The organism is Stutzerimonas xanthomarina DSM 18231, assembly GCF_900129835.1.
GTDB lineage: Bacteria > Pseudomonadota > Gammaproteobacteria > Pseudomonadales > Pseudomonadaceae > Stutzerimonas > Stutzerimonas xanthomarina.
This window is the reverse complement of the sequence record NZ_FQXA01000003.1, coordinates 486711-506309: the sequence shown is the minus strand read 5'-3', so window position 1 is coordinate 506309 and position 19599 is coordinate 486711. Positions and strand designations below refer to the sequence as shown.

Annotated in this window: 17 protein-coding genes and 1 tRNA gene; 11 read left to right on the top strand and 7 right to left on the bottom strand. The window is 58.0% G+C overall.

What is annotated here, in order from left to right:
• Positions 1-275 precede the first annotated feature (275 nt).
• The 6 genes from BUE09_RS10370 (at position 276) to BUE09_RS10345 (ending at position 6406) form a co-directional block, all read left to right on the top strand.
• The gene (locus BUE09_RS10370) at positions 276-2084 is read left to right on the top strand and encodes a glycoside hydrolase family 5 protein (protein ID WP_073300908.1); all 1809 of its coding nucleotides are present in this window, start codon (positions 276-278) and stop codon (positions 2082-2084) included.
• A 451-nt stretch (positions 2085-2535) separates the two neighbouring features.
• On the top strand, positions 2536-3438 hold the full coding sequence (locus BUE09_RS10365; RefSeq protein WP_073300907.1) for a hypothetical protein: 903 nt from the start codon (positions 2536-2538) through the stop codon (positions 3436-3438).
• Entirely contained in the window at positions 3435-3887 is a 453-nt protein-coding gene (locus BUE09_RS10360; protein WP_073300906.1) for a phage holin family protein, read from the top strand. Before BUE09_RS10365 ends, BUE09_RS10360 begins: the two co-directional genes overlap by 4 nt.
• Positions 3884-4687 carry a DUF3618 domain-containing protein gene (locus BUE09_RS10355; protein WP_073300905.1) on the top strand — a complete coding sequence of 268 codons (804 nt, stop codon included), beginning with the start codon at positions 3884-3886 and terminating at the stop codon, positions 4685-4687. Before BUE09_RS10360 ends, BUE09_RS10355 begins: the two co-directional genes overlap by 4 nt.
• Positions 4688-4783: 96 nt before the next feature.
• Positions 4784-4859: transfer RNA gene (locus BUE09_RS10350), tRNA-Thr, on the top strand.
• A 494-nt stretch (positions 4860-5353) separates the two neighbouring features.
• Positions 5354-6406, top strand: coding sequence for an acyltransferase family protein (locus BUE09_RS10345; protein ID WP_073300904.1), 1053 nt, complete (start codon positions 5354-5356; stop codon positions 6404-6406).
• 58 nt (positions 6407-6464) lie between these two features.
• Here BUE09_RS10345 and BUE09_RS10340 read toward each other — a convergent pair whose 3' ends face one another.
• From BUE09_RS10340 to BUE09_RS10310, 7 genes are all read right to left on the bottom strand, one after another.
• Positions 6465-7646 carry a polysaccharide pyruvyl transferase family protein gene (locus BUE09_RS10340; protein WP_073300903.1) on the bottom strand — a complete coding sequence of 394 codons (1182 nt, stop codon included), beginning with the start codon at positions 7644-7646 and terminating at the stop codon, positions 6465-6467.
• Between the two features lie 8 nt (positions 7647-7654).
• Positions 7655-8704, bottom strand: coding sequence for a nitroreductase family protein (locus BUE09_RS10335; RefSeq protein ID WP_231975571.1), 1050 nt, complete (start codon positions 8702-8704; stop codon positions 7655-7657).
• A 109-nt stretch (positions 8705-8813) separates the two neighbouring features.
• Positions 8814-9782: a dTDP-4-dehydrorhamnose reductase gene (gene rfbD / locus BUE09_RS10330; protein WP_073300901.1), complete on the bottom strand. Its 969-nt coding sequence runs from the start codon at positions 9780-9782 to the stop codon at positions 8814-8816.
• Positions 9783-9811: 29 nt separating this feature from the next.
• The gene (locus BUE09_RS10325) at positions 9812-10861 is read right to left on the bottom strand and encodes a hypothetical protein (RefSeq protein ID WP_073300900.1); all 1050 of its coding nucleotides are present in this window, start codon (positions 10859-10861) and stop codon (positions 9812-9814) included.
• Complete coding sequence (locus BUE09_RS10320; RefSeq protein ID WP_073300899.1) at positions 10861-11109, bottom strand: acyl carrier protein; 249 nt, start codon at positions 11107-11109, stop codon at positions 10861-10863. Before BUE09_RS10320 ends, BUE09_RS10325 begins: the two co-directional genes overlap by 1 nt.
• Positions 11106-13025, bottom strand: coding sequence for an HAD-IIIC family phosphatase (locus tag BUE09_RS10315; RefSeq protein ID WP_073300898.1), 1920 nt, complete (start codon positions 13023-13025; stop codon positions 11106-11108). Before BUE09_RS10315 ends, BUE09_RS10320 begins: the two co-directional genes overlap by 4 nt.
• A 30-nt stretch (positions 13026-13055) precedes the next feature.
• Complete coding sequence (locus BUE09_RS10310) at positions 13056-14594, bottom strand: MBOAT family O-acyltransferase (protein WP_073300897.1); 1539 nt, start codon at positions 14592-14594, stop codon at positions 13056-13058.
• A gap of 588 nt (positions 14595-15182) precedes the next feature.
• On the opposite strand from BUE09_RS10310, the gene BUE09_RS10305 reads away from it, so the two are divergent.
• From BUE09_RS10305 to BUE09_RS10285, 5 genes are all read left to right on the top strand, one after another.
• Positions 15183-16670: a SulP family inorganic anion transporter gene (locus tag BUE09_RS10305; protein WP_073300896.1), complete on the top strand. Its 1488-nt coding sequence runs from the start codon at positions 15183-15185 to the stop codon at positions 16668-16670.
• 13 nt (positions 16671-16683) lie between these two features.
• Positions 16684-17535 carry a universal stress protein gene (locus BUE09_RS10300; RefSeq protein ID WP_073300895.1) on the top strand — a complete coding sequence of 284 codons (852 nt, stop codon included), beginning with the start codon at positions 16684-16686 and terminating at the stop codon, positions 17533-17535.
• 167 nt (positions 17536-17702) lie between these two features.
• Positions 17703-17891: a TraR/DksA family transcriptional regulator gene (locus BUE09_RS20825; RefSeq protein ID WP_341864712.1), complete on the top strand. Its 189-nt coding sequence runs from the start codon at positions 17703-17705 to the stop codon at positions 17889-17891.
• A 44-nt stretch (positions 17892-17935) separates the two neighbouring features.
• Entirely contained in the window at positions 17936-18898 is a 963-nt protein-coding gene (locus tag BUE09_RS10290) for an SdiA-regulated domain-containing protein (protein ID WP_073301034.1), read from the top strand.
• 177 nt (positions 18899-19075) lie between these two features.
• On the top strand, positions 19076-19579 hold the full coding sequence (locus tag BUE09_RS10285) for a TIR domain-containing protein (RefSeq protein WP_073300894.1): 504 nt from the start codon (positions 19076-19078) through the stop codon (positions 19577-19579).
• Positions 19580-19599: the final 20 nt, after the last annotated feature.

Genomic DNA, 19599 nt, shown 5'->3' with positions numbered 1-19599 from the left:
TAATAGCGGATTAATGGCCGGTCAAAATTGTGACGTAGAGTTGGCGATCTAAACCCGTCAAATAAATTTTGAATCGTTTTGGAAACCTATTATAAAGGCGCCACGCAACGGATTGCCGGGTTTCACTAACTGGTGATCCGGCTGTCGTTGCAACGCGGTTCGTCCGGTTGCGCGAGTGATGCATCTGCCCCAAGCGCCTGTACGACTTAATTACAACTCCCGCCACTTGTTTAAAGGCCTCGGCCTTTTGAAGTATTAAGTTTCGGAGAGACTGAATGTCTACCAATGTATTTATGGGCGCCCCTAAGGCACTCGTTCGTTCTATCGCGCTCGCTGCAGTATTCAGTACTGTTACCTTTACAGGCGAAGTGGCTGCTGCCGTCACAGCAAGTACGTCTTCCTCGACCGCTTTCACGTCTTCGATCAACAAGTTCACCAGTACCGATTTCCTAAACGGCGTTTGGCGCCGTACAGCGGGCTTTTCTGTTCCGGCAACCTCTGCCGCGATTGCAGCCTTCAAGCCTGGCGTTCAGGTCAAGTTTGCGGACGGTCAGGTTCGCAAGATCAGCAAGGTCTATGTGGTCGGCAAGAACATCAGTGTCTACGTCGATGGTGGCCTGCTAGACGGTGGCAAGGTCGGTGCGCCACGCACCGTCAGCACGGTAGTCGCCAGCACTACGGCTCCGGTTACGACCACTCCGAGCACGACTGCTCCGAGCTCTCCGGCTCCGGCTCCGGCCCCTAGCACCGCTTATTCCGCCGGGCTGAACAGCTTCACCAACGCCGATTGGGAAAATGGCATCTATCGCAAGGCCGCTGGCTTCTCGATCCCGGATACCGGCGCCAACAAGGCCGCGTTCGTGGTGGGTGCATCAGTCAAGCTGGCCGATGGCCAGGTGCGTACGGTTGCTGCGGTCTATGACGTAGGCGCTCATCTGTCTGTCATGCTCAAAGGCACTGTGCTGTCAGCCAGCGCTGTCGGTTATCCAAAGACCATCAGCGTGGCGTCCACCGGTACGGGTACCACCACACCTCCGGCGGCCGTTACACCTGCGCCTACCCCAGCGCCAACACCGACGCCTGCTCCTGCTCCTGCTCCGGTCGTCAGCGATGGCAGCGGTATCAACCTGGTTGGTGTGAACTTCGGTTCGGGTGTATTCGATCCGGGCACCGTTCCCGGTATCTACAACAAGGGCTACACCTATGCCGATGAGTCCTATTACAAGCGCCACGCCGGGCTTGGCTTCAAGCTGATCCGTCTGGGCTTCCTCTGGGAACGTATCCAGCCCAAGCTCGGCACTGAGCTGAACGCAGCCGAACTCGGCCGCATCAAACAGTCGCTGGATTACGCACAGAAGTACGGCATCAACGTCATCCTTGATATGCACAATTACTACCGTTACTACGGCAAGGTGATCAACTCGCCGGAAGTCCCGCGCGCTCAGTTCGCCGAAACCTGGCGCAAGATTGCGGTGGCGGTGTCCAAGCATCCGGCGCTGTATGGCTACGGTCTGATGAACGAGCCCTACAACACTGGCAACAACCTCTGGCCGCAGACAGCCCAGGCCGCAGGTCAGGCTATTCGCAAGGTCGATTCGTCCAAGTGGATCATGATCGCAGGTGACCGTTACTCCAGCGCCTTCCACTGGCAGAAGTACAACACTTCGCTGATCAACGATCCGTGGATGCGGGATCCGAAGAACAACCTGGTCTATGAAGCACACCAGTACCTTGATAAGGATTACTCGGGCACCTACCGTGATCGCGCTGAAACCTTCGCTCCCATGCTGGGTGTTGAGCGGGTCAAGCCTTGGGTCGAGTGGTTGAAGGCGAACAAGCTGCGCGGATTCCTTGGTGAGCACGGTATCCCCGACTTCTCTCCTTCTTCCGTGGTAGCTACCGACAACCTGTTGGCTTACCTGAACGCAAATTGCATCCCAAGCACCTATTGGGCTGCCGGCCCTCGTTGGGGTGAGAACATCATGGCGCTGGACGTAACGAGCGGTAAGCATCGTCCTCAGCTGGCTCCGCTGCAAAAGCATGCCGCTGCGAAGAGAACCTGCTCCACCATCGGTCCGCTGTAACAACGACGACGATATAGAGAACGGGCCTTCGGGCCCGTTTTTTATTGTCCGGTGATTTGTGCTGAGCCAGGTCAGCGATGCAGTTCGTCGGCTGCGGTTCCGCTCTGGATATAGTTAGAGACGATTTTTCCAATCCGCAATAGATACTTCGCTAGTTGATATGCCCGCTTCGCTTGTTTTTTGCCGCTTCGCTTTAACCCAGAATCGACGCGGTATAGCGCGAAATAGTGAGCGAAGTGCTATCGCAGGGTATCCGGTATATTCATTTCCAGTTTGAGTTTCAACTAGCTTTAAGAGGTTACTTCCGAGGTCCTGAAAATATGGAACTCAAAAATTTACCCCCGGTCACCATATATGTGCGCACCGAAAATGCACAGTTCGCGGCTCACCGCTCCTGCTGTGTCCCTACGGACCGTGGTCTTCCGGCCAAGCCATATAAAAGGTGAATCAAATGACTACACCCGATGACGAAATTACTGGTTACGGTGGCCTACCCAAGACCGGCCCCGATTCCACAACCGGCTCCACCGGCTCCAGCTCGGTAAATTCGGGAATGGGAACGAGTGGAAGTCATACTTCCGGTACATCTCAGAATACTCACACAAGCTCCGGCACGGCTGGTCATGCAGCTGAAGACGCTAAGGTGAAAGCTCGCCAAGCAGCCGAGCAGGTGAAGACTCAGGGCAAATCTCAGTTGGAAGGCTATCGGGCAACCGCAGCTGATGAAATTGAGAAAGTCGCCCAAAGCGCTAAAGCCGCCGCTCAAGAGCTTGAGGGGCAGGACCGCCTTGGGTTGTCCAATTATGTCTCTGACATGGCTCAAAGCATGGTGCAGTTCTCCGACAGTCTGCGCGGTAAGAATGTCGATGAGCTGCTGCAGGATGTAAATCGCATGGCACAAAACAATCCTGCGCTGTTTATTACCGGCAGTATTGCGCTGGGCTTTGGGCTAACTCGTTTTGCACGAGCTTCCAGCAAGCGCGCCTCTCACGACGATTACAACTATCAAGACAGCTCCAGTTCCGTCACCGGCTCCAGCAACCATCATGGTTCCGATCAGCGTGAGCTGAACGACCGCCTCAGCACCGGCGAGCCGGGCTCTGTCGGTAGTGTTAGCAACGCAGGTGTTTCGTCGGCAACCAGCGCTTCCCGGCCCACCTCCGGAACCTCTACTGGTGTAGGAACAGGTTCGGCTACCGGGGTAGGCACAGGTCTCGGCGCTGGTTCCGTGGGCTCCAGCACGGGAGCCAACACCAGCAATGGGCTGGGCCTAGGGTCAAATGCTGGCTCCAGCAGCACCGGCTCGACTACCAGCCGCGACGGCAAGGGTACCGACGGAGGACTTTTCCCATGAGCGAAGCACGTAAGACAACGACCACGACCACGACTTCCAACGCAACCTTGGAGCCTGGGCATCGCGTCGAAAACGACACATCCGTAGGTGGACTGCTTCGACAGCTGACCCATGAAGTCCCGTCCTTGATCACCAAGGAGCTGGCGCTGGCGAAGGCTGAGATTAGCGAGTCGATCCGCGCGACCAAAGCGGGTGCTGCCAGCGTCGCGACCGGTGGTGCAGTGCTTCTCGGCGGGTTCATCGTCCTGCTGATGTCGGCTGTTTACGGGCTGAGCATCGTCGTCGAGCCCTGGCTCGCCGCGCTGATTGTTGGCGCTGTCGTAGTGGTTATCGGGTTGATCATGGTGTCGTCCGGCAAGAAGAAGTTTCAGGCTTCTTCGTTCAAGCCGGAGCGCACTATTCATTCGGTCAACAAGGATAAAGAAGCTGTGAAGGGGCACACATCATGAGCACACGTAATCAGATTGATGCCGAAGCGCAGAAGGATCCGGACGAGCTCGAGCGCGAGATTGATCAGACGCGTACCGATATCGGCAACATTGTTCACGCGCTTGAAAACAAGCTGTCTCCCGGTGAATTGATTGATACCGCGCTGGGCTACGTCAAAGGCGGCAGTGGCGAATTTTTCAGCAATTTGAGCAATACGGTAAAAGCCAATCCGGTTCCTACCGTACTCACCTCGATTGGGCTGATCTGGCTAATGGCCGGGCAGAATCGTCAGCCCCATGCCAATGTCACCACGACGGGTTACAACACCGGCTCAAATGGCCCATCCATGGGTGACAAGCTGTCCGCGAAAACGGCTGGCATCAAGCAGCAAGGCGCCAGCATGAAGGAAAAGGCCAGCCATATGGGGCAGAGCGTTTCCGAGTCGTTGGGCAGCGCACGCTCGCGAGCAAGCGACTCGGGTCGTCAGGCATCCGCCCGGCTTCGCGGTGGTGCAGACCGGGCTCGCGGCGGGTTCAATCAGCTGTTGCAGGAGCAGCCCTTGGCCCTTGGTGCGATTGGCATTGCGCTCGGCGCGTTGATTGCTGCTTCGGTCCCTCCATCCCGTCGCGAGGACGAGATGCTGGGTGAGGCCAGTGATCGCATGACCGACCAGCTTCGACATAAGGCGGAAGAGGGTTACCAGAAGGCCTCTGCCAAAGGGGAGGAAATGGCCAACCGAGTCAAGCAGGACGTCAGCAGCAACAACGGCTCGAACCCCAGCTCGACAGGCACTACCGGTACCACCTCCGCGGGTATGTAACACAGCGCCACGCCGAGTTGACTTAGGTTCATGACAGCGCTTGTTCGCCGGTGCGGCTTGAGTCCGCACCGGCGAAACTCGATAATGCGCCCCGGCGCCGGTGTAGCTCAGTAGGTAGAGCAGCGCATTCGTAATGCGAAGGTCGGGGGTTCGACTCCTCTCACCGGCACCAATGAAATCAAGGCTCGCAGCGATGCGGGCCTTTTTCATTTGTGGGTCGGGGTTACGCCAGGGTTACGTTTCCATTTTAAGGCATGGTCAGCACCTACGTATGGCAAGGATCAACCACATCCGGAAGCTGCTCACATAAATGGCAGGCTCTGTTGTCGGGACGCCCGCGCCAGCTCGTGACGCTTAGCTAGAACTTCCTGGCTTGCGCGTCTCGATGTGCGAAGCCAGCCTGCACGGAGGCCATACAGGGTCCTTTTTGATGTCCGAGTCCTGTCGTTAGCACTATAGAGCGTCGCTCTTAGCTACGTGGCACATCACCTACATGGCTGCTTTCGGGCAACAGCGCACTAGGCGGACGGCTGAATCTTGCAGTCAGTTGTTACTGGGCGATTGTCTTGAACTGATGCGGCTAAATGTTCTCTAACAACGCTAGACGAGGGTGCGGGACGTTTTTCAACGCACCGGCATGGAAGAAACTTAAATAGCGAGGGAACAATGCAAAAGCTCTCCTTGGGCGTTCGGGACAACAACTTCGATTTTCTGCGTTTCGTCGCCGCGACGCTGGTTCTGCTGGGCCATTGCTTTTGGCTGAGCGGACGACTTCCTGAAGAACCGCTTCGCCCATTGACGGGCGGTACTGACATGGCGGATCTGGCAGTTGACGCATTTTTTGTCATCAGTGGCTTCTTGATTACCGCGTCTTACCTGCACGGTAGCGGCAATATCAGCTTCGTTTTAAAGCGCGCTCTGCGAATTTTCCCGGGACTGGCCTTTGCCGTGGTTTTCGCCATGCTGGTGATCGGCCCGCTAACCACACCGCTTCCGCTGAGTGAGTATTTCAGCGACAGCAAAACGGCCGCTTTCCTGACCAATACCTTTCTGATGACCCGCTATGAGCTGCCGGGCGTCTTTGCCAACAACCCGTTCCCGGAAGTGGTCAACGGATCATTTTGGACGCTTCCGCTGGAAGGCGCGATGTACTGCAGCGTGCTGCTGCTGGGTGCGTTGAAACTGCTCAAGCGCCAGATGGTGATCTTGGGGCTGGGCGTCTTGATGATGGGGCACTTCTTGGTTTTGCCGGCGCTTGGCGTCGAAAGCGTGACCATCCTGAAGCTGTTCCGCCTGGGAATGTTCTTTTACGGCGGGGCTGCGCTTTATCTCTTCCAGGACCAGGTACGCTGGGACGGGCGCATCGCCGTGTTGCTGCTGGCGGCCTCGGTGCTAGCTCTGGGAAGTTCTGCTTGGTTCGTCGTTCACATGCTCACGCTGCCCTACATGATTATCTACCTCGCCTATGCCCGGATCCCCAAGGTGGCCCACTTCGGCAAGCATGGCGATTTTTCCTATGGCATGTATATCTTCGGCTTCCCAGTGCAGCAGTTGATCATTCACTGGTTCGGTGCAGATATAAACCTCGCGGTTTTTGCCCTGTCGAGCATGGCTGTCACGCTGTGTTTCGCCGTGCTGTCGTGGCGGTTGGTAGAGGCGCCTGCCTTGCGTCTGAAGCGTTATACCAACATGAACGTTGCTCGGGCAGGGGGTCGCTGAGGAGAGCCTGGAGCGCGAGTTCCATGCATGGCCCGCTCGACGGAGCAGGCCATTTGCTTTAGGCCGATCTGGCGGCGCTGACCGCGTACTGCCGGCTTTCACACTGGTCGATCACAGCGTAGACCTGTTGCCACATCTGCTCGGATTGTTGCTTGAGCTGAGCGGTACGGGCCTGAATCAACGCCTGGATCCGAGCGGCATCGTCAATCACCAGGTCGATCTTGCGCTTGATTTCAGCCTCATCGGTGGTGACCTGCACCAGTCCCTCCGGGAAACCGTAGTCTTCGAACAGCATCTGGTACTTGTGGCTCCAGCCCGTGGCCAAGGCTGGCACGCCTTGGGATAGCGCGCTGACCAGCCCGTGGAAACGGCTGCCCAGGGTGCCGCTGCAGGCGCCGAGGATGCCTTTGATTTCCAGCGCGCCGCTTTCCTTGACGATCGGGATGCCGCCTACCGCCGCCGACAGTTCGTCAGCCAGGCGCTGATCGTCCTTGCCCTCGTGCACCAGCACGAAAGGCTTGGCGCCCTTTTCCAGCAGGTAGCGCGTGCAGCTGATCAGGAACGGCAGGTAGGCATCGCGCGTCTTCTGGTCGGTCTTGTCCAGCATTCGGCAGTTGGGGACGATGCAGAAACGGTTCTGCTCGGTATCGAAGCCCTGCGGCAGCACACCGGTGATGAGGTTGGTGAAGTCCGGTGATTGCTTGATCTTCGCCTGCTCACCCACCAGCTCGGTGAGATGCTCGTAGGACACGCGCTCGCGCGGGAAAATCAGGTCGACGTTATCGACCACCGTTTTCATTGCCGCCCGGTTTTTCTCCGATTTGAACGGCCCAAGCGCTTGCGGCATCAGGATCACCCGGGTGCCGTTCTTGTGCCAGCGCTTGGTTGACTGTGCCAGTTCAGCACAAGGATCCTCGCCCCACTGATCGCTGTAGGCGAAGCCCGCCGCATCGATGACCACGTCGACTTCTTTATCCAGCACCACCCCATACATCTCGCGCAGCGGACGCGGGGCGAAGTTGGCCAGCGTGCCCCACTGAATGCCGTAGCGCCACAGCCAGGCCTTGGGATAGAACCCCAGCTGGACCAGCTTGCGGAACGGCTGCTCGGCTTTTTTCGGGGTCGGGGCCATGACGAAGGTAGCGTCCGGATACCGGGTCCTCAGTTTCTGCAACGCCGCGTGCAACATCAGCTCAGCGCCTTTATTGACGAAGCCTGCCTTTCTGATCTCGATAATCATCGCTTACCTCAGTTGTATATGATCAAGTCTTTCTCGGTCTTCTTGTCCGAATAAGGAATCCCTCCCGTTGGATCGGCATAGCCCACCGCGAGGAGCATCACGGTACGCTCCTGGTAGGCCAAGCCCAGTATTTTCGCCAGTTGACGTTCTCTTTCTTCGACGTCAGGCCAGTTGATCGAGCAGCTCGACAAGCCCAGGCTTTCCAGTGCCAGCATCAGCTGCATGGCAGCCAGCGAGCCGTCGATATAGACCACGTGGCGGTCGCGTGCCTCTGGATAGCAGCCCAGGTCGCCGACTACTGCGATCACGCAGGGCAAATTGTCGTGGAAACCCGCCGTGCCGCCCGCGCACTTGGCGACCTCGGCGGCCTTTTCCTTGCCGTTGCTGACATAGAAGCGAAACGGCTGGCGGTTGCAGGCCGACGGCGCCAGAGCCGCGGCGCTTACCGCCTGTTCGATCAGCTCATTGCTGACCGGTTTGTCCTGGTACCAGCGAACCGAGCGGCGACGGCGGAACAGCACCATCAGCTCGTCATAGCTAACCGGGCAGTCCGGCAGTTGGCTGTGGGGATAGGGCACGCAGCGGTTGGTTTCGTCGGGGTTCTCGGTGCTGGTGAAGGCGCGCTTGGCCGAGTCGATGCGCGGCGTGCTGCCAACGGCTGAGAAATAGTCAGTAAGGACATCGTTGGCCCAGCGCTGTTGGCCGTTGACGACGCCGGCCCGGGTCGCATCGGCATAGCAGCGAACCGTCGGGCCGATGTAATCCTCGGCAAAGGTGCTGCGTCGCGGACGCATGATCAGGCCCTTCTCCAGGCGATGCACGTTGCGCCGCAGGAAGGCATCGTTCTCGCCCTTGCCGAGCATCCGCTGAGCGAAATGCAGTCGGCCCAGCAGCACCGCACGGTGTTCCCGGTCGAACTCACGGCTGATCAGGCAGTAATAGACAGAAGACAGAAAGCCGCTGGAGGAAAACAGGCGGACCAGGGCCAGGCCAGTGTTGTTCCGAGTCGTCTTGATCAGGTCTTTGACTGGCTCAGGTAGGGCTCTTGCTAGGAGCATTAAGCTCATTAGATTTTTTAGGCCTCTTGTCAGTTTCATTCGGCGCGCTTGGCGCCAGAGACCTGACAGCTTGAGTGCTGCATTGTTCAAACGCAGGAGGCGGAAAATGTTACGGCATGTCTGCAAAACGAATAGGGAGACGCACGTTTGACGATCGGCAGCCGCTAGCAGCCATGAGTGACAAACACTTATAAAGTTCTTCCCGCCAGTCTAGCGTGGTTATTCCAAACGTGGACTCGAAGCGCTGGCAATCTAGGACGGACCAAGCAGGTCTACATGACGGAGTCGGATACTCATCAGTCGAAACTGCCTGGATATGAGGCGCTTTCTCGAGAACGCCGATTGCTCCAGCCTGGCTAAATATTTCCCTGGCAAACTCGTACCAGGAGCAGGCGGATCGACCGCTGTAATGGTAGATACCCCAGGGCAGGTCCCCTTTCTCCACGTAGCGGCTGCAGAGTTCGAGTAGCACGCTGGCGATGCTGGCAGCGTAGGTCGGGCAGCCAACCTGATCGTTGACAATTGAAACGCTCGGCTGCTCACGACCCAGGCGGAGCATTGTCTTAACGAAGTTATGTCCATGCATGCCGTAAACCCAGCTGGTACGAAGCACTATATGGTTGGCTGCTGATTCGATAATGGCTTGTTCGCCCGCCAGTTTGCTCGCGCCATATACCGAACATGGCCCTGTAGGGTGTGACTCTGTTATGGGCTCGTTGCCTTTCCCGCTGAACACGTAGTCCGTTGATATATGAAAAAGGGGTATCGCTGCAAAATGGGCAGCTACAGCGAGGTGTCGCACGCCGTCAGCGTTTATGGCGAAGGCGCGCGCAGCATCCGTCTCGGCGCCGTCAACGTTTGTGTAGGCCGCGGCATTAATGATCAACGTCGGCTGGTAGCGTTCTAGCGCGTCGCTAACCGAAGCGCTGTCGGTGATATCAAGCGTCTGACTTGATGGGGCAATGACCCGTATCCCTCGGGTATTGGCTTGCTCGATGATGCTTTGCCCTATCTGTCCAGTACCCCCACATACCAAGACTGCCTGCGAACCTGATCGCGAATTTAATTTGTATGGCATCGTCTCGATTACTGCTTACTGATCAAGGCTTAATCCTGACCGGCCATGAGCTCATTTTCAACTGATGGCACTGGAACTGACATGTAGAGTCGTTCAGCCAGCGCTGCTGAAAAGCGTTGCGCTGCGGACCACCGCAAGTGAATGGCGTCAACGAAGTCGCTGGCAGGAGTCTCCAGTTCGCTATCTGCGTTCCAATAGGCCGCCTCGCTCCCTTTGAGGCTGCGTTTAACGTGCGAATCGAACTGGGCTAAGAACGAACCGTCAGGGTCGTATCGCGATTTCCATTCAGGATGAAGAGGGGTCGAGACCACGAAAAATTTGCGTGCCTCTCGCTGTAGACGATTTGCCATGGTGCTCAATGCATCGAAGCAATTGTGGTCAAGAGCGTCCGGCTTGCCGTAGAGCAGTCGCCTGCTGTTATCTGTGTCCAGTGGACCGCCACCGTATTGATCGAATACCAATGGGTCCCACTCGTTCTCCCCGCTTCGCTGCCCCCTGACCGTTAGGGCGTTGCGTACAAGTGAAACGGGTGCGAAATAGCGTACGTAATATGGCCAGCGAGACGCTTTGTCATAGACGTATGCGTCGGCGTCATCGCGATTGAATACTGAATCCGGCACTTTCCAACACCCTGCGAAATCTTGCGGATCGATAACCATCACTACCCGGCGAATGGTTGGTTCCCGATCGAGCAACCAGTTTCCAACGTACACCGACTGGTTGGCGAAAAGGCCACAGAATGCGCCATTCATTGGGATAGATGTGGGCGAGTTTCTGACCAGTTCATCGCCGTCTACATGTCGCCAAGCCACGGAAGAACCAATGACCAGCAGGTCAGGAGATTCAACCGGGTGGTCCCGCAGAAAGTTGAGTTTCTCATCCACGCACAAGCTGTTGGAAAAGGCCGGTGGCGGCAGATTGCCCGACCGGTCCAAGCCTAATAGCGTTAGACCAAAAGCAGCCAGCGAGCAGATCAGTCCACCAAACAGCGCCAGTAAGTAGCCGGACCCTATCCGACTGGCCGTGCTGGTATGAAGGGAGTTTTCCCCATCCATCGGGAGGTTTCCTTTGTTGATCATCAATGCGCTTCGAGCTTCTTGCTGATCACTTCGGCGAAATGGCCGACGTTGCGCAGCGATTCGAGCTCCGCCGTCCGAAACTTGATGCCGAAGCGTTGTTCGGCGGCGACCGTAAGCATCACGTGGGTCTGGCTGTCCCAGCCCTCGATGTCGTTGGCGGTCATTTTTAGCGACAGCACAATGCTGTCGTCACCGAACACATCATGGAAAACCGGGGTGAGTTGCTTGAGTACTTCTGCTTCGGTCATGCCGATACCTCGATGAAATGGCGGGGCGTGCGGGGGGAGGTGAGTTCATAACGCCAGAAGGTGGCGTCGCGGGCGCTGTCAGCGGGGGCGGGATGCTGGACGAAGCCCAGCCGGGGGAAATGCTCCGCGACCATGCCGTTACGTTCGGTTGGCCGGTACTCACCGATCAGTGCGCGATAGCCGGCAGCGGTGGCGGCGTTGGTCAGCACATCGAGCACCGCGTCTTCGACCTGGCGACCCAGTACACGGCAGCTCATCAGCCAGCTGTCGATCAGCAGCTCGTCGCTAGCGACAGCTGCATCCGGGCGCGCCAGGACGACGCTGATCAGGCCGTTATCACCGAACTTGTCGGCCAGGCGGATCGCCAGTGCCACCGCCGCCGGGTCGCTGGCGATGCGCTCGACTTCCGCCTCGCTATAGCGGCGCGTGGTGAGGTTGAACTGGTTGGTCTTGTTGATCAGCTGCGTGCTGCGGGCCAGCTCGGCGGCGCCGATCGGGGTGGCGGTCAGCACCATCTCCAGGCCGCGCAAATAACCTTCCATGTCGGTGGCCTGGCTCATCGCGGCTTTGCGCTCAGCGTTCAAGGCATAGTTGCGCCCGCGTGTGGCATCGTCCGAGGTGAAGGAGACGGCCTCGAAGTACCCGGCGGCGGCGACGCGTGCCGGGTAGTCGGCCACGTCATCCGGCAGTTCCGGCACCGCGACTTCCGGCAGCTCGCGATGCACGATGTCGCGCTCGGCGGGGTTGTCGTCGACGAACACCAGGCTGTCGAGCCCAATGTCGAGCATCGAGGCGATGCGCCGCAGGTTACTAGCCTTGTCTTCCCAGTTGGCGACGAAGGCCGCGATGTCGCTGCGCTTGAGCGCCATCTCGGGATGATTGAACGCCGCTTCGGCCACGCTCAGATCATTCTTGCTGCACACCGCGAGGATGATGCCGCGGCGCGCCAGCTGTGCTGCGTAGCGCTGGAAGGCGAGGAAGGCTTCGCCACTGGGCGAACCCTGGCCGAGGTGGATGCCGTCTACGCCATCGTCACCGACCACGCCACCCCACAGGGTGTTGTCCAGGTCCAGCACCAGGCATTTGCGCGACAGACCGATGCTGGCGGCGGCGATGCGAGCCAGTTGGTCGCCATACAGCGGCGCCAGGTTCGGGCTGACCAATTGCTTGGCCTGATGCCAGCGCACCGGTTCGGCCAGGCCGTCGCCATAACTGCCACGGGCGGCTTCCCAGGCAAGGTCCATCAGTAGTACGCCATCTTCTCGGGCTGCAGCACGGATGGCCGCATTGAGGCGATCGATGAGTGCGTAGGGTGAGGCCGGAACCAGCGCTTCGAATGAACCAAAAATCGGAGGGTCGGCGGGCACGATGGTTTGCTGGACGACCTGGGCGGCATAGCGCTCGCGTGCCCGGCGCCACAGCAGGCGCAACTCGTCGACCCGTTCGGCGACCGCGGCGTCGACGTCTGCCTGCGAGGCTTCGAGCGGCAACTGCAGGGGCGCGTCTCGCGCATCCAGCGCCAGGACGATCAGTTGCGGGGCAAAGTTGGCGAGCTCGGCGTCGTCCATCAGCAGCGCCTGACGGTACATGCCATAGGGCGCGACGTGCACCGAGAGCGCCAGGCGACGCTGCAGGCCCGCGACACGAATCGCCGGCACCAGATGATCGACGGTATGCGATGACAGCAGGGCGATGCGCAATGGTCGCAGCCCGTTGTTGGTCGTTTCGCCGTTCGCCAGCGCGCGCAAGCCTTCGCTTGCAAGCCGGTCCAGCCGGGTGGTGAGCGTGAAATCGCGACGGTAGCCGGCCAGCTTCGCTGCCAGATCCAGACGAGTGAAGGGGTCGGCTTCGCGTTTGGCCTCGCCGATGGCGCTGCCAAGATCAGGGTGTTGCGCTAACCAGAGAAGCTGATCCATTAGCGTGTCACTCCTTACTTGTAGACGGTTTCAGAACTGGAAATAGAGGAATTCGGTAGGGGCTACGGAAAACGCCACGGCCAGGGCGAAGAAGCCCAGCACGCCGATGGCCAGGCCGATGACCGGCGTCGGGGTCCACACGGCGATTGGGAACCAGCGCAGCAGCCAGTTCTCGCGCGGCTGGGCGTCCAGCGCGGTACGAAAGCCTGCCATCCACTGCTGCACGTTGGGCATGATCCAGACGAAGGCAAGCAGTATGGCGACGGTGAGGTAGTCGGACTTGTCGAAGTCGGTGTGCATCTCGCTCAAGCCAACCATCCCCGTCAGCATGGCCATCGCCGCCGTCAGGCTGTTGGCCCGGAAGAACACCATCGCCACGACTACACAGAGGAAGGTCAGCAGGACTGCGCCGGCGTGGTGCCAGAGCTTGTCGCTGTCCAGCGGCAGACCATGGCGCGCCTTGTAGGCCCGGAAACCGTGGGCGACAACTAGGTAGAAGCCGTGAAGCAGTCCGAATGCCACGAACTGCCAGCCGGCGCCGTGCCACACGCCAGAGATGAACATGGTCAGCACAGTGGGGTAGGCGATCAGCACGACGAAGGTTCCGACACTCATCTTCCCTCGCCGTGGCAACGGCTTGCCGGCGGCCATCCGCTTGCGGGTGATCCGCATCACGATGGGGTTATAGATATAGGCGGTGAGAAAGCGCGTCAGCGTCATGTGCCAGCGTGACCAGTAATCGATCACGTTGTGCGCCTTGAACGGGCTGTTGAAGTTCACCGGCAGACGCAGGCCGAACAGTAAGCCCAGGCCGATCGCCATGTCGCTGTACCCGGAAAAATCGAAGTAGATCTGCAGCGTATAGCTGAGCGCGCCATACCAGGCGTCGTACAGCGAAGGCACGGTGCCGCTCGCGGCAACCGCGAAAATCGGCGAGGCGTTTTCCCCTAGCGGGTCGGCGAGGATCACTTTCTTGAACAGACCGAGCACGAAGACCGTGAGCCCCAGCGAGATGTTGTCGATCCGAGGGCGAAAGGTGCTGCTGTCATTGAACTGCTTGAGCATCTCGCCGTGGTGGGTAATGGGACCGGCGATCAACTGTGGGAAAAAACTGATGAACAGGCAGTAATTGACGAAATCGTGCTCGGCGACTTCGCCGTCGTGCGCGTCGACCAGATAGGCGATCTGCTGAAAGGTGAAGAACGAAATCGCCAGCGGCAGGATGATGTCGCCCACCGACCAACCGAGGTCGAAGGCGCTGTCGAGTGTGCCGAAGAGAAAGCCCGTGTATTTGTAATAACCCAGCAGGGCGACGTTGGCGGCAACGCCAAGTATCAGCACAGCCTTCGAGGGCCGTCGCATCAGGTAACCACCGATCAGGTAGTTGACCACCATGCTGCCCACCAGCAGCGGCACATAAGCGGGGTTCCACCAGCCATAGAACACCAGCGACGCCAGTGTCAGCCATATGGCGGCAAAGCGTTGTCTGCCGGAGCCCGCGAGAAGAATGAAGCCCAAAAACACCACCGGAAGGAACCCGGCGATGAACACCATCGAGTTGAACAGCATATCCTTGCTCCGACGCAGTACGCTCCCCGCTACTGCGATTTCCGTTTACTCATCACACTTGGCGTTTGCCTGCATCAGCCATCGGCTGATCCGATTAGCAAATCGGACTGTCGTCATCGAAAAATAGTTTCACGTTGTAACTAGCAGACTGTCATATTCGCAACGCCCGGCGTTTTCAGCCTCTGGCACGGCTGAAAAGCCGTTAGTTTCAGCATGTTTGGCATTTTTTTATAAGTAGTCGGGTTCCTCTAGGCCGAGGGCTTCGATGTGCTTAGTCCCCGTCTTGAGCCGATCTCCATAGGGTACAGTTGTTCCAAGGGTCGAATATTTTGATATGGCTCTGTATGCTTTAAGCACAACTGGCTTGAGCTACACGATGATTCCGCAAAACAACCTATGGCTGCCTACGCCGCCATAGCGCTTCGCCCCCTCCGCTTTACCTTTTACGGCTACTGACTCGATGGCCGTGCTCTGCTGCGCGTGCCGATTTCTCTAGATCTGCCGCAACCTCCAAAAAACATTGATCGTGCTGCTCTCGCCGCTGGCTGCGTTGCGTTGTGCTAACGATTTATTGCCTTGGGAATTCCGATGCTCCACTCGTTAAAACAAACCTGGTTCTCCAACATCCGCGGCGACATCCTCGCGGGTATCGTCGTCGCCTTAGCCCTGATCCCAGAAGCGATTGCCTTCTCGATTATCGCTGGGGTCGACCCGAGAGTCGGCCTCTACGCCTCCTTTTGTATCGCCGTGGTGATCGCTTTCGTCGGCGGTCGTCCAGGCATGATCTCGGCCGCCACCGGTGCGATGGCGCTGCTGATGGTGACCTTGGTCCGCGAGCATGGTCTGCAGTATCTGCTAGCAGCGACGCTACTCTGCGGCGTGCTACAGATCGGCGCAGGCTACTTACGCCTTGGCTCGCTCATGCGCTTCGTTTCGCGGTCGGTCGTGACAGGCTTCGTCAACGCCCTGGCGATCCTGATCTTCATGGCGCAACTGCCTGAACTGACCAACGTGACCTGGCACGTCTATGCGATGACGGCAGCGGGCCTAGGCATCATCTACCTGTTCCCCTACGTGCCTAAGATTGGCAAGGTCATCCCTTCGCCGCTGGTCTGCATCCTGACGCTGACCGCTGTGGCGATCTATCTGGGGCTCGATATACGTACGGTCGGCGATATGGGCGACCTGCCCGATACGTTACCGATCTTCCTCTGGCCGGAAGTGCCGCTGACATTCGAGACGTTGGCGATCATATTCCCTTACTCAGCCGCTCTGGCTGTAGTTGGTCTGTTGGAATCGATGATGACCGCGACCATCGTCGATGACTTGACCGATACCGGTAGCGACAAGAACCGCGAGTGCAAAGGCCAAGGTGTCGCCAACATCGCCTCCGGGCTGCTTGGCGGAATGGCCGGCTGCGCCATGATTGGGCAGTCAATCATCAACGTTAAATCGGGGGGCCGGACCCGCCTGTCCTCACTTGCCGCCGGTGTGTTCCTGCTGCTGATGGTGGTGTTTCTTGGTGACTGGCTGTCTCAAATCCCCATGGCCGCGCTGGTGGCGGTGATGATCATGGTGGCCATCGGGACCTTTAGCTGGGATTCGCTGCGCAATCTGAAGAAGCACCCCCTGTCGACCAACATCGTCATGGTCGCCACCGTGATCGTCGTGGTCGCCACCCACAACCTAGCGTATGGCGTACTGGCTGGTGTGCTCCTGGCCGCGATGTTCTTCGCCAATAAAGTTGGGCATTACATGGAGGTCGGTTCTGCGCTGGACGAAGCCGGGGAACACCGGACCTACAAGGTTACCGGCCAAGTCTTTTTCAGCTCGGCTGATAAATTCGTCGCTGCCTTCGACTTCAAGGAAGCTCTGAGCAAGGTGACCATCGATCTTAGCCGCGCCCACTTCTGGGACATTACGGCTGTCGCTGCGCTGGACAAGGTCGTCGTCAAGCTTCGTCGTGAAGGCACTGAGGTCGAGGTGTTGGGCCTCAATCAAGCAAGCGCCACGATTGTGGACCGCTTCGGCGTTCACGATAAACCTGATGCCATCGACCAGCTAATGGGCCACTAAGAAGGAGACAAGCATGACCAGAGTAATCGCCTGTATCGACGGTTCTGCCTCAGCCCCGGCCGTTTGCGACTATGCGGCGTGGGCTGCCGTTAGCCTGGAAACACCTCTGACGTTTGTGCACGTGTTGGATCAGAGGCAGTACCCAGTTGCAGCAGATCTGAGCGGCACCATCGGTCTCGGCAGCCGCGAGCACCTGTTAGATGAACTGGCCTCGCTGGACGAGCAGCGCGGCAAGCTCGCGCTTGAGCAAGGGAAAATCATGCTGGCTGCGGCGAAAGACCGAGCGATGAAGAGCGGCGTAGACGCGCCGGAATGCAAACAACGCCACGGCGATCTATTGGATTGCCTTCAAGAGCTAGAAGGCGAAACGCGCTTGCTCGTAATAGGTCGCCAGGGCGAATCGAGCAGTGGTCTCAACCAGCACGTTGGGAGCCAGCTGGAGAACGTAATCCGCATCATGCACCGGCCAATCCTGGTAGCGCCGGTCCACTTTCAGAAACCTGAGAGCGCAATGCTGGCCTTCGATGGCAGCGCTACCACCCGCAAGGGCGTGGAGATGCTGGCGTCCAGCCCCCTGCTAAAGGGGCTGCCTATCCATTTGGTCATGGTGGGGCAGGAAAACCACGAATCATCCGCTCAGCTAGGTTGGGCAAAGGACATCTTGGTTAATGCCGGCTATGCGGTTTTTGCCGAGGCCCGAAGCGGTGAGATCGAGCCTACGCTGCACGCTTACCAAAAGGAGCATGGAATCGATCTGCTCGTGATGGGTGCCTATGGCCATTCGCGTATCCGGCAGCTCCTGGTCGGTAGTACTACTACCAGCATGCTCCGGACCACCACCAGCCCGCTCTTGCTGCTGCGCTAAGGCCATCAACGATAGCGACCTGAACCTTGCATATCTCAAACCTTGCTTGAGCAGCGGCTTGCCGACCTGGAGCTGCTATTGACGCAGAGTCTCACTCGCAATCGGTAGAGCTGGACCAGAGCTACGAGGGCCGGCTGTCGAAAGTGGGTGCGCTCCAACAGCAAGCAATGAGCGATGCCATCCGCAGTCGGGCACTACATGAGCGGACGCGTCTTCGGCTCGCCATGAAAAGCTGGCAAGGAGATGAGTATGGCTCATGTAACCAATGCGGCGAGATGATTGCGCCGGGCCGGCTAGAATTCGATCCGGCCGCGTCGCTGTGCATTGCCTGCGCAACCGGCAATGAGTCGCGTTGAAATCATTCGGCTTGTTGCGTCAGCTGCAATCAATGGGGTTTTTAATGTATTCGATGGCTAAAAATTTGTTGGGCCGAACCAGGAAAATACGCACTTGGGCGTGGGGGCTGCTGGGTCTGGTGTTGCTCGCTGCATTCCAAATCCGTACCCATCATCTTGATGATCGTTTGTACTACTGGATCAACACTTATTGGCACACCGAGGATTGGCAGGAGCGCTCAGTATGGCTGCCAGCCTATCGGGTCGAGCTGGACGCAAAACCGGTTTCTGGTGTGGACAACAACCTTTCGGGTCTGACATTCGATCCAGACCGAAACCTTCTGTGGGCTGTCACAAACGGCCCTAACGAACTTCTTGCTCTCAGTCGTGAAGGCGACGTTGAACGACGTTACACCCTGGATGGCTTCCACGATGTGGAGGCGGTGTCCTACGCCGGCAATAGTCAGCTGGTAATCGCCGAGGAACGTCGGCAGAGCCTGGTTATCGTTGATGTTCCCGTCGACGCAGACGATAGACTCACGCCCGGTCACGCGTTGCACCGCGACCAATATCCATCGTTGACTTTGTCGCTTGGCAAGGCAGACAACAAGGGCCTAGAAGGGCTGGCTTACGACCTGAAAGGCGACCGCTTATTCGTGACCAAGGAGCGTGATCCTCGACAGTTACTGAAAGTACACGGTCTTCGCGCGAGCCTGGAAAATGACTTCTCGCTCCGTATTCGTGACCTTTCCAGCATGGTAGAGGATAAGGTATTCGCCACGGACCTCTCGTCTGTCGTCTTCGATCAACAGAGCGGCCATTTGATTTTGCTAAGCGACGAATCGAAGCTGCTGATTGAAATGACCGATCAGGGCAAGGTTGTGAGCTTCCGCTCCTTGGCGAGCGGCTTTGCGGGCTTACAGAGTGGGATACCCCAAGCCGAAGGCGTAACCATCGACGCTGACGGCAATTTGTACGTGGTGAGCGAGCCGAACCTGTTCTATCGCTTCGCCCGGGAGTCAGATTAACCAGTCGCTAAGCTACACAATAGCGCTCGGGAAGCGGACGTTTGGCAAAACTCGATTTTGAGGATTCGAGGCGTCTACGAAACCGGGGGATTCATCTTGTAGATTCGCTCTTCCCAATCAGCTAGGTTCTATCGTATCGAGCACTAAGTCGTCCGTACCTCAAGCAGGAGCTATGCAATGGCAAGGAATGTATTCTTCAGTTTCCACTATAGGAATGATTTTTGGCGCACCCAGCAAGTTCGAAATATCGGTGCATTGGATGGTCAAAAACTCTATACACCGAACGAGTGGGAAGAGGTCAAGAAAAAGGGCAGTGCAGCAATTGAAAAGTGGATTGATGGCAGCCTGGTAGGGAAGTCCTGTCTAGTCGTACTGGTGGGTTCCGAGACCGCAAGCCGTCCATGGGTGGTGAAGGAAATCATCAAGGGCTGGAACGCCGGTAAGGGCGTCGTGGCCATTCGCATCAACAAGCTTCTCGATGCCAATGGAAATTCTTCGACGGCGGGGGCGAATCCTCTCGATCAGGTCGCGCTGAAGAACGGTACGGTGAGCCTTTCGAGCTACGCCCAGTTGATCACGCCAGTTGGGGCCGACAGTAAAGCAGTCTATGCCTCTATTCAGGCAAACATCGAGCAGTGGATCGAAGATGCCATTGCAATCCGGAACAATTACAAGCCGTGATGTCTGGGACAATCTCCGCG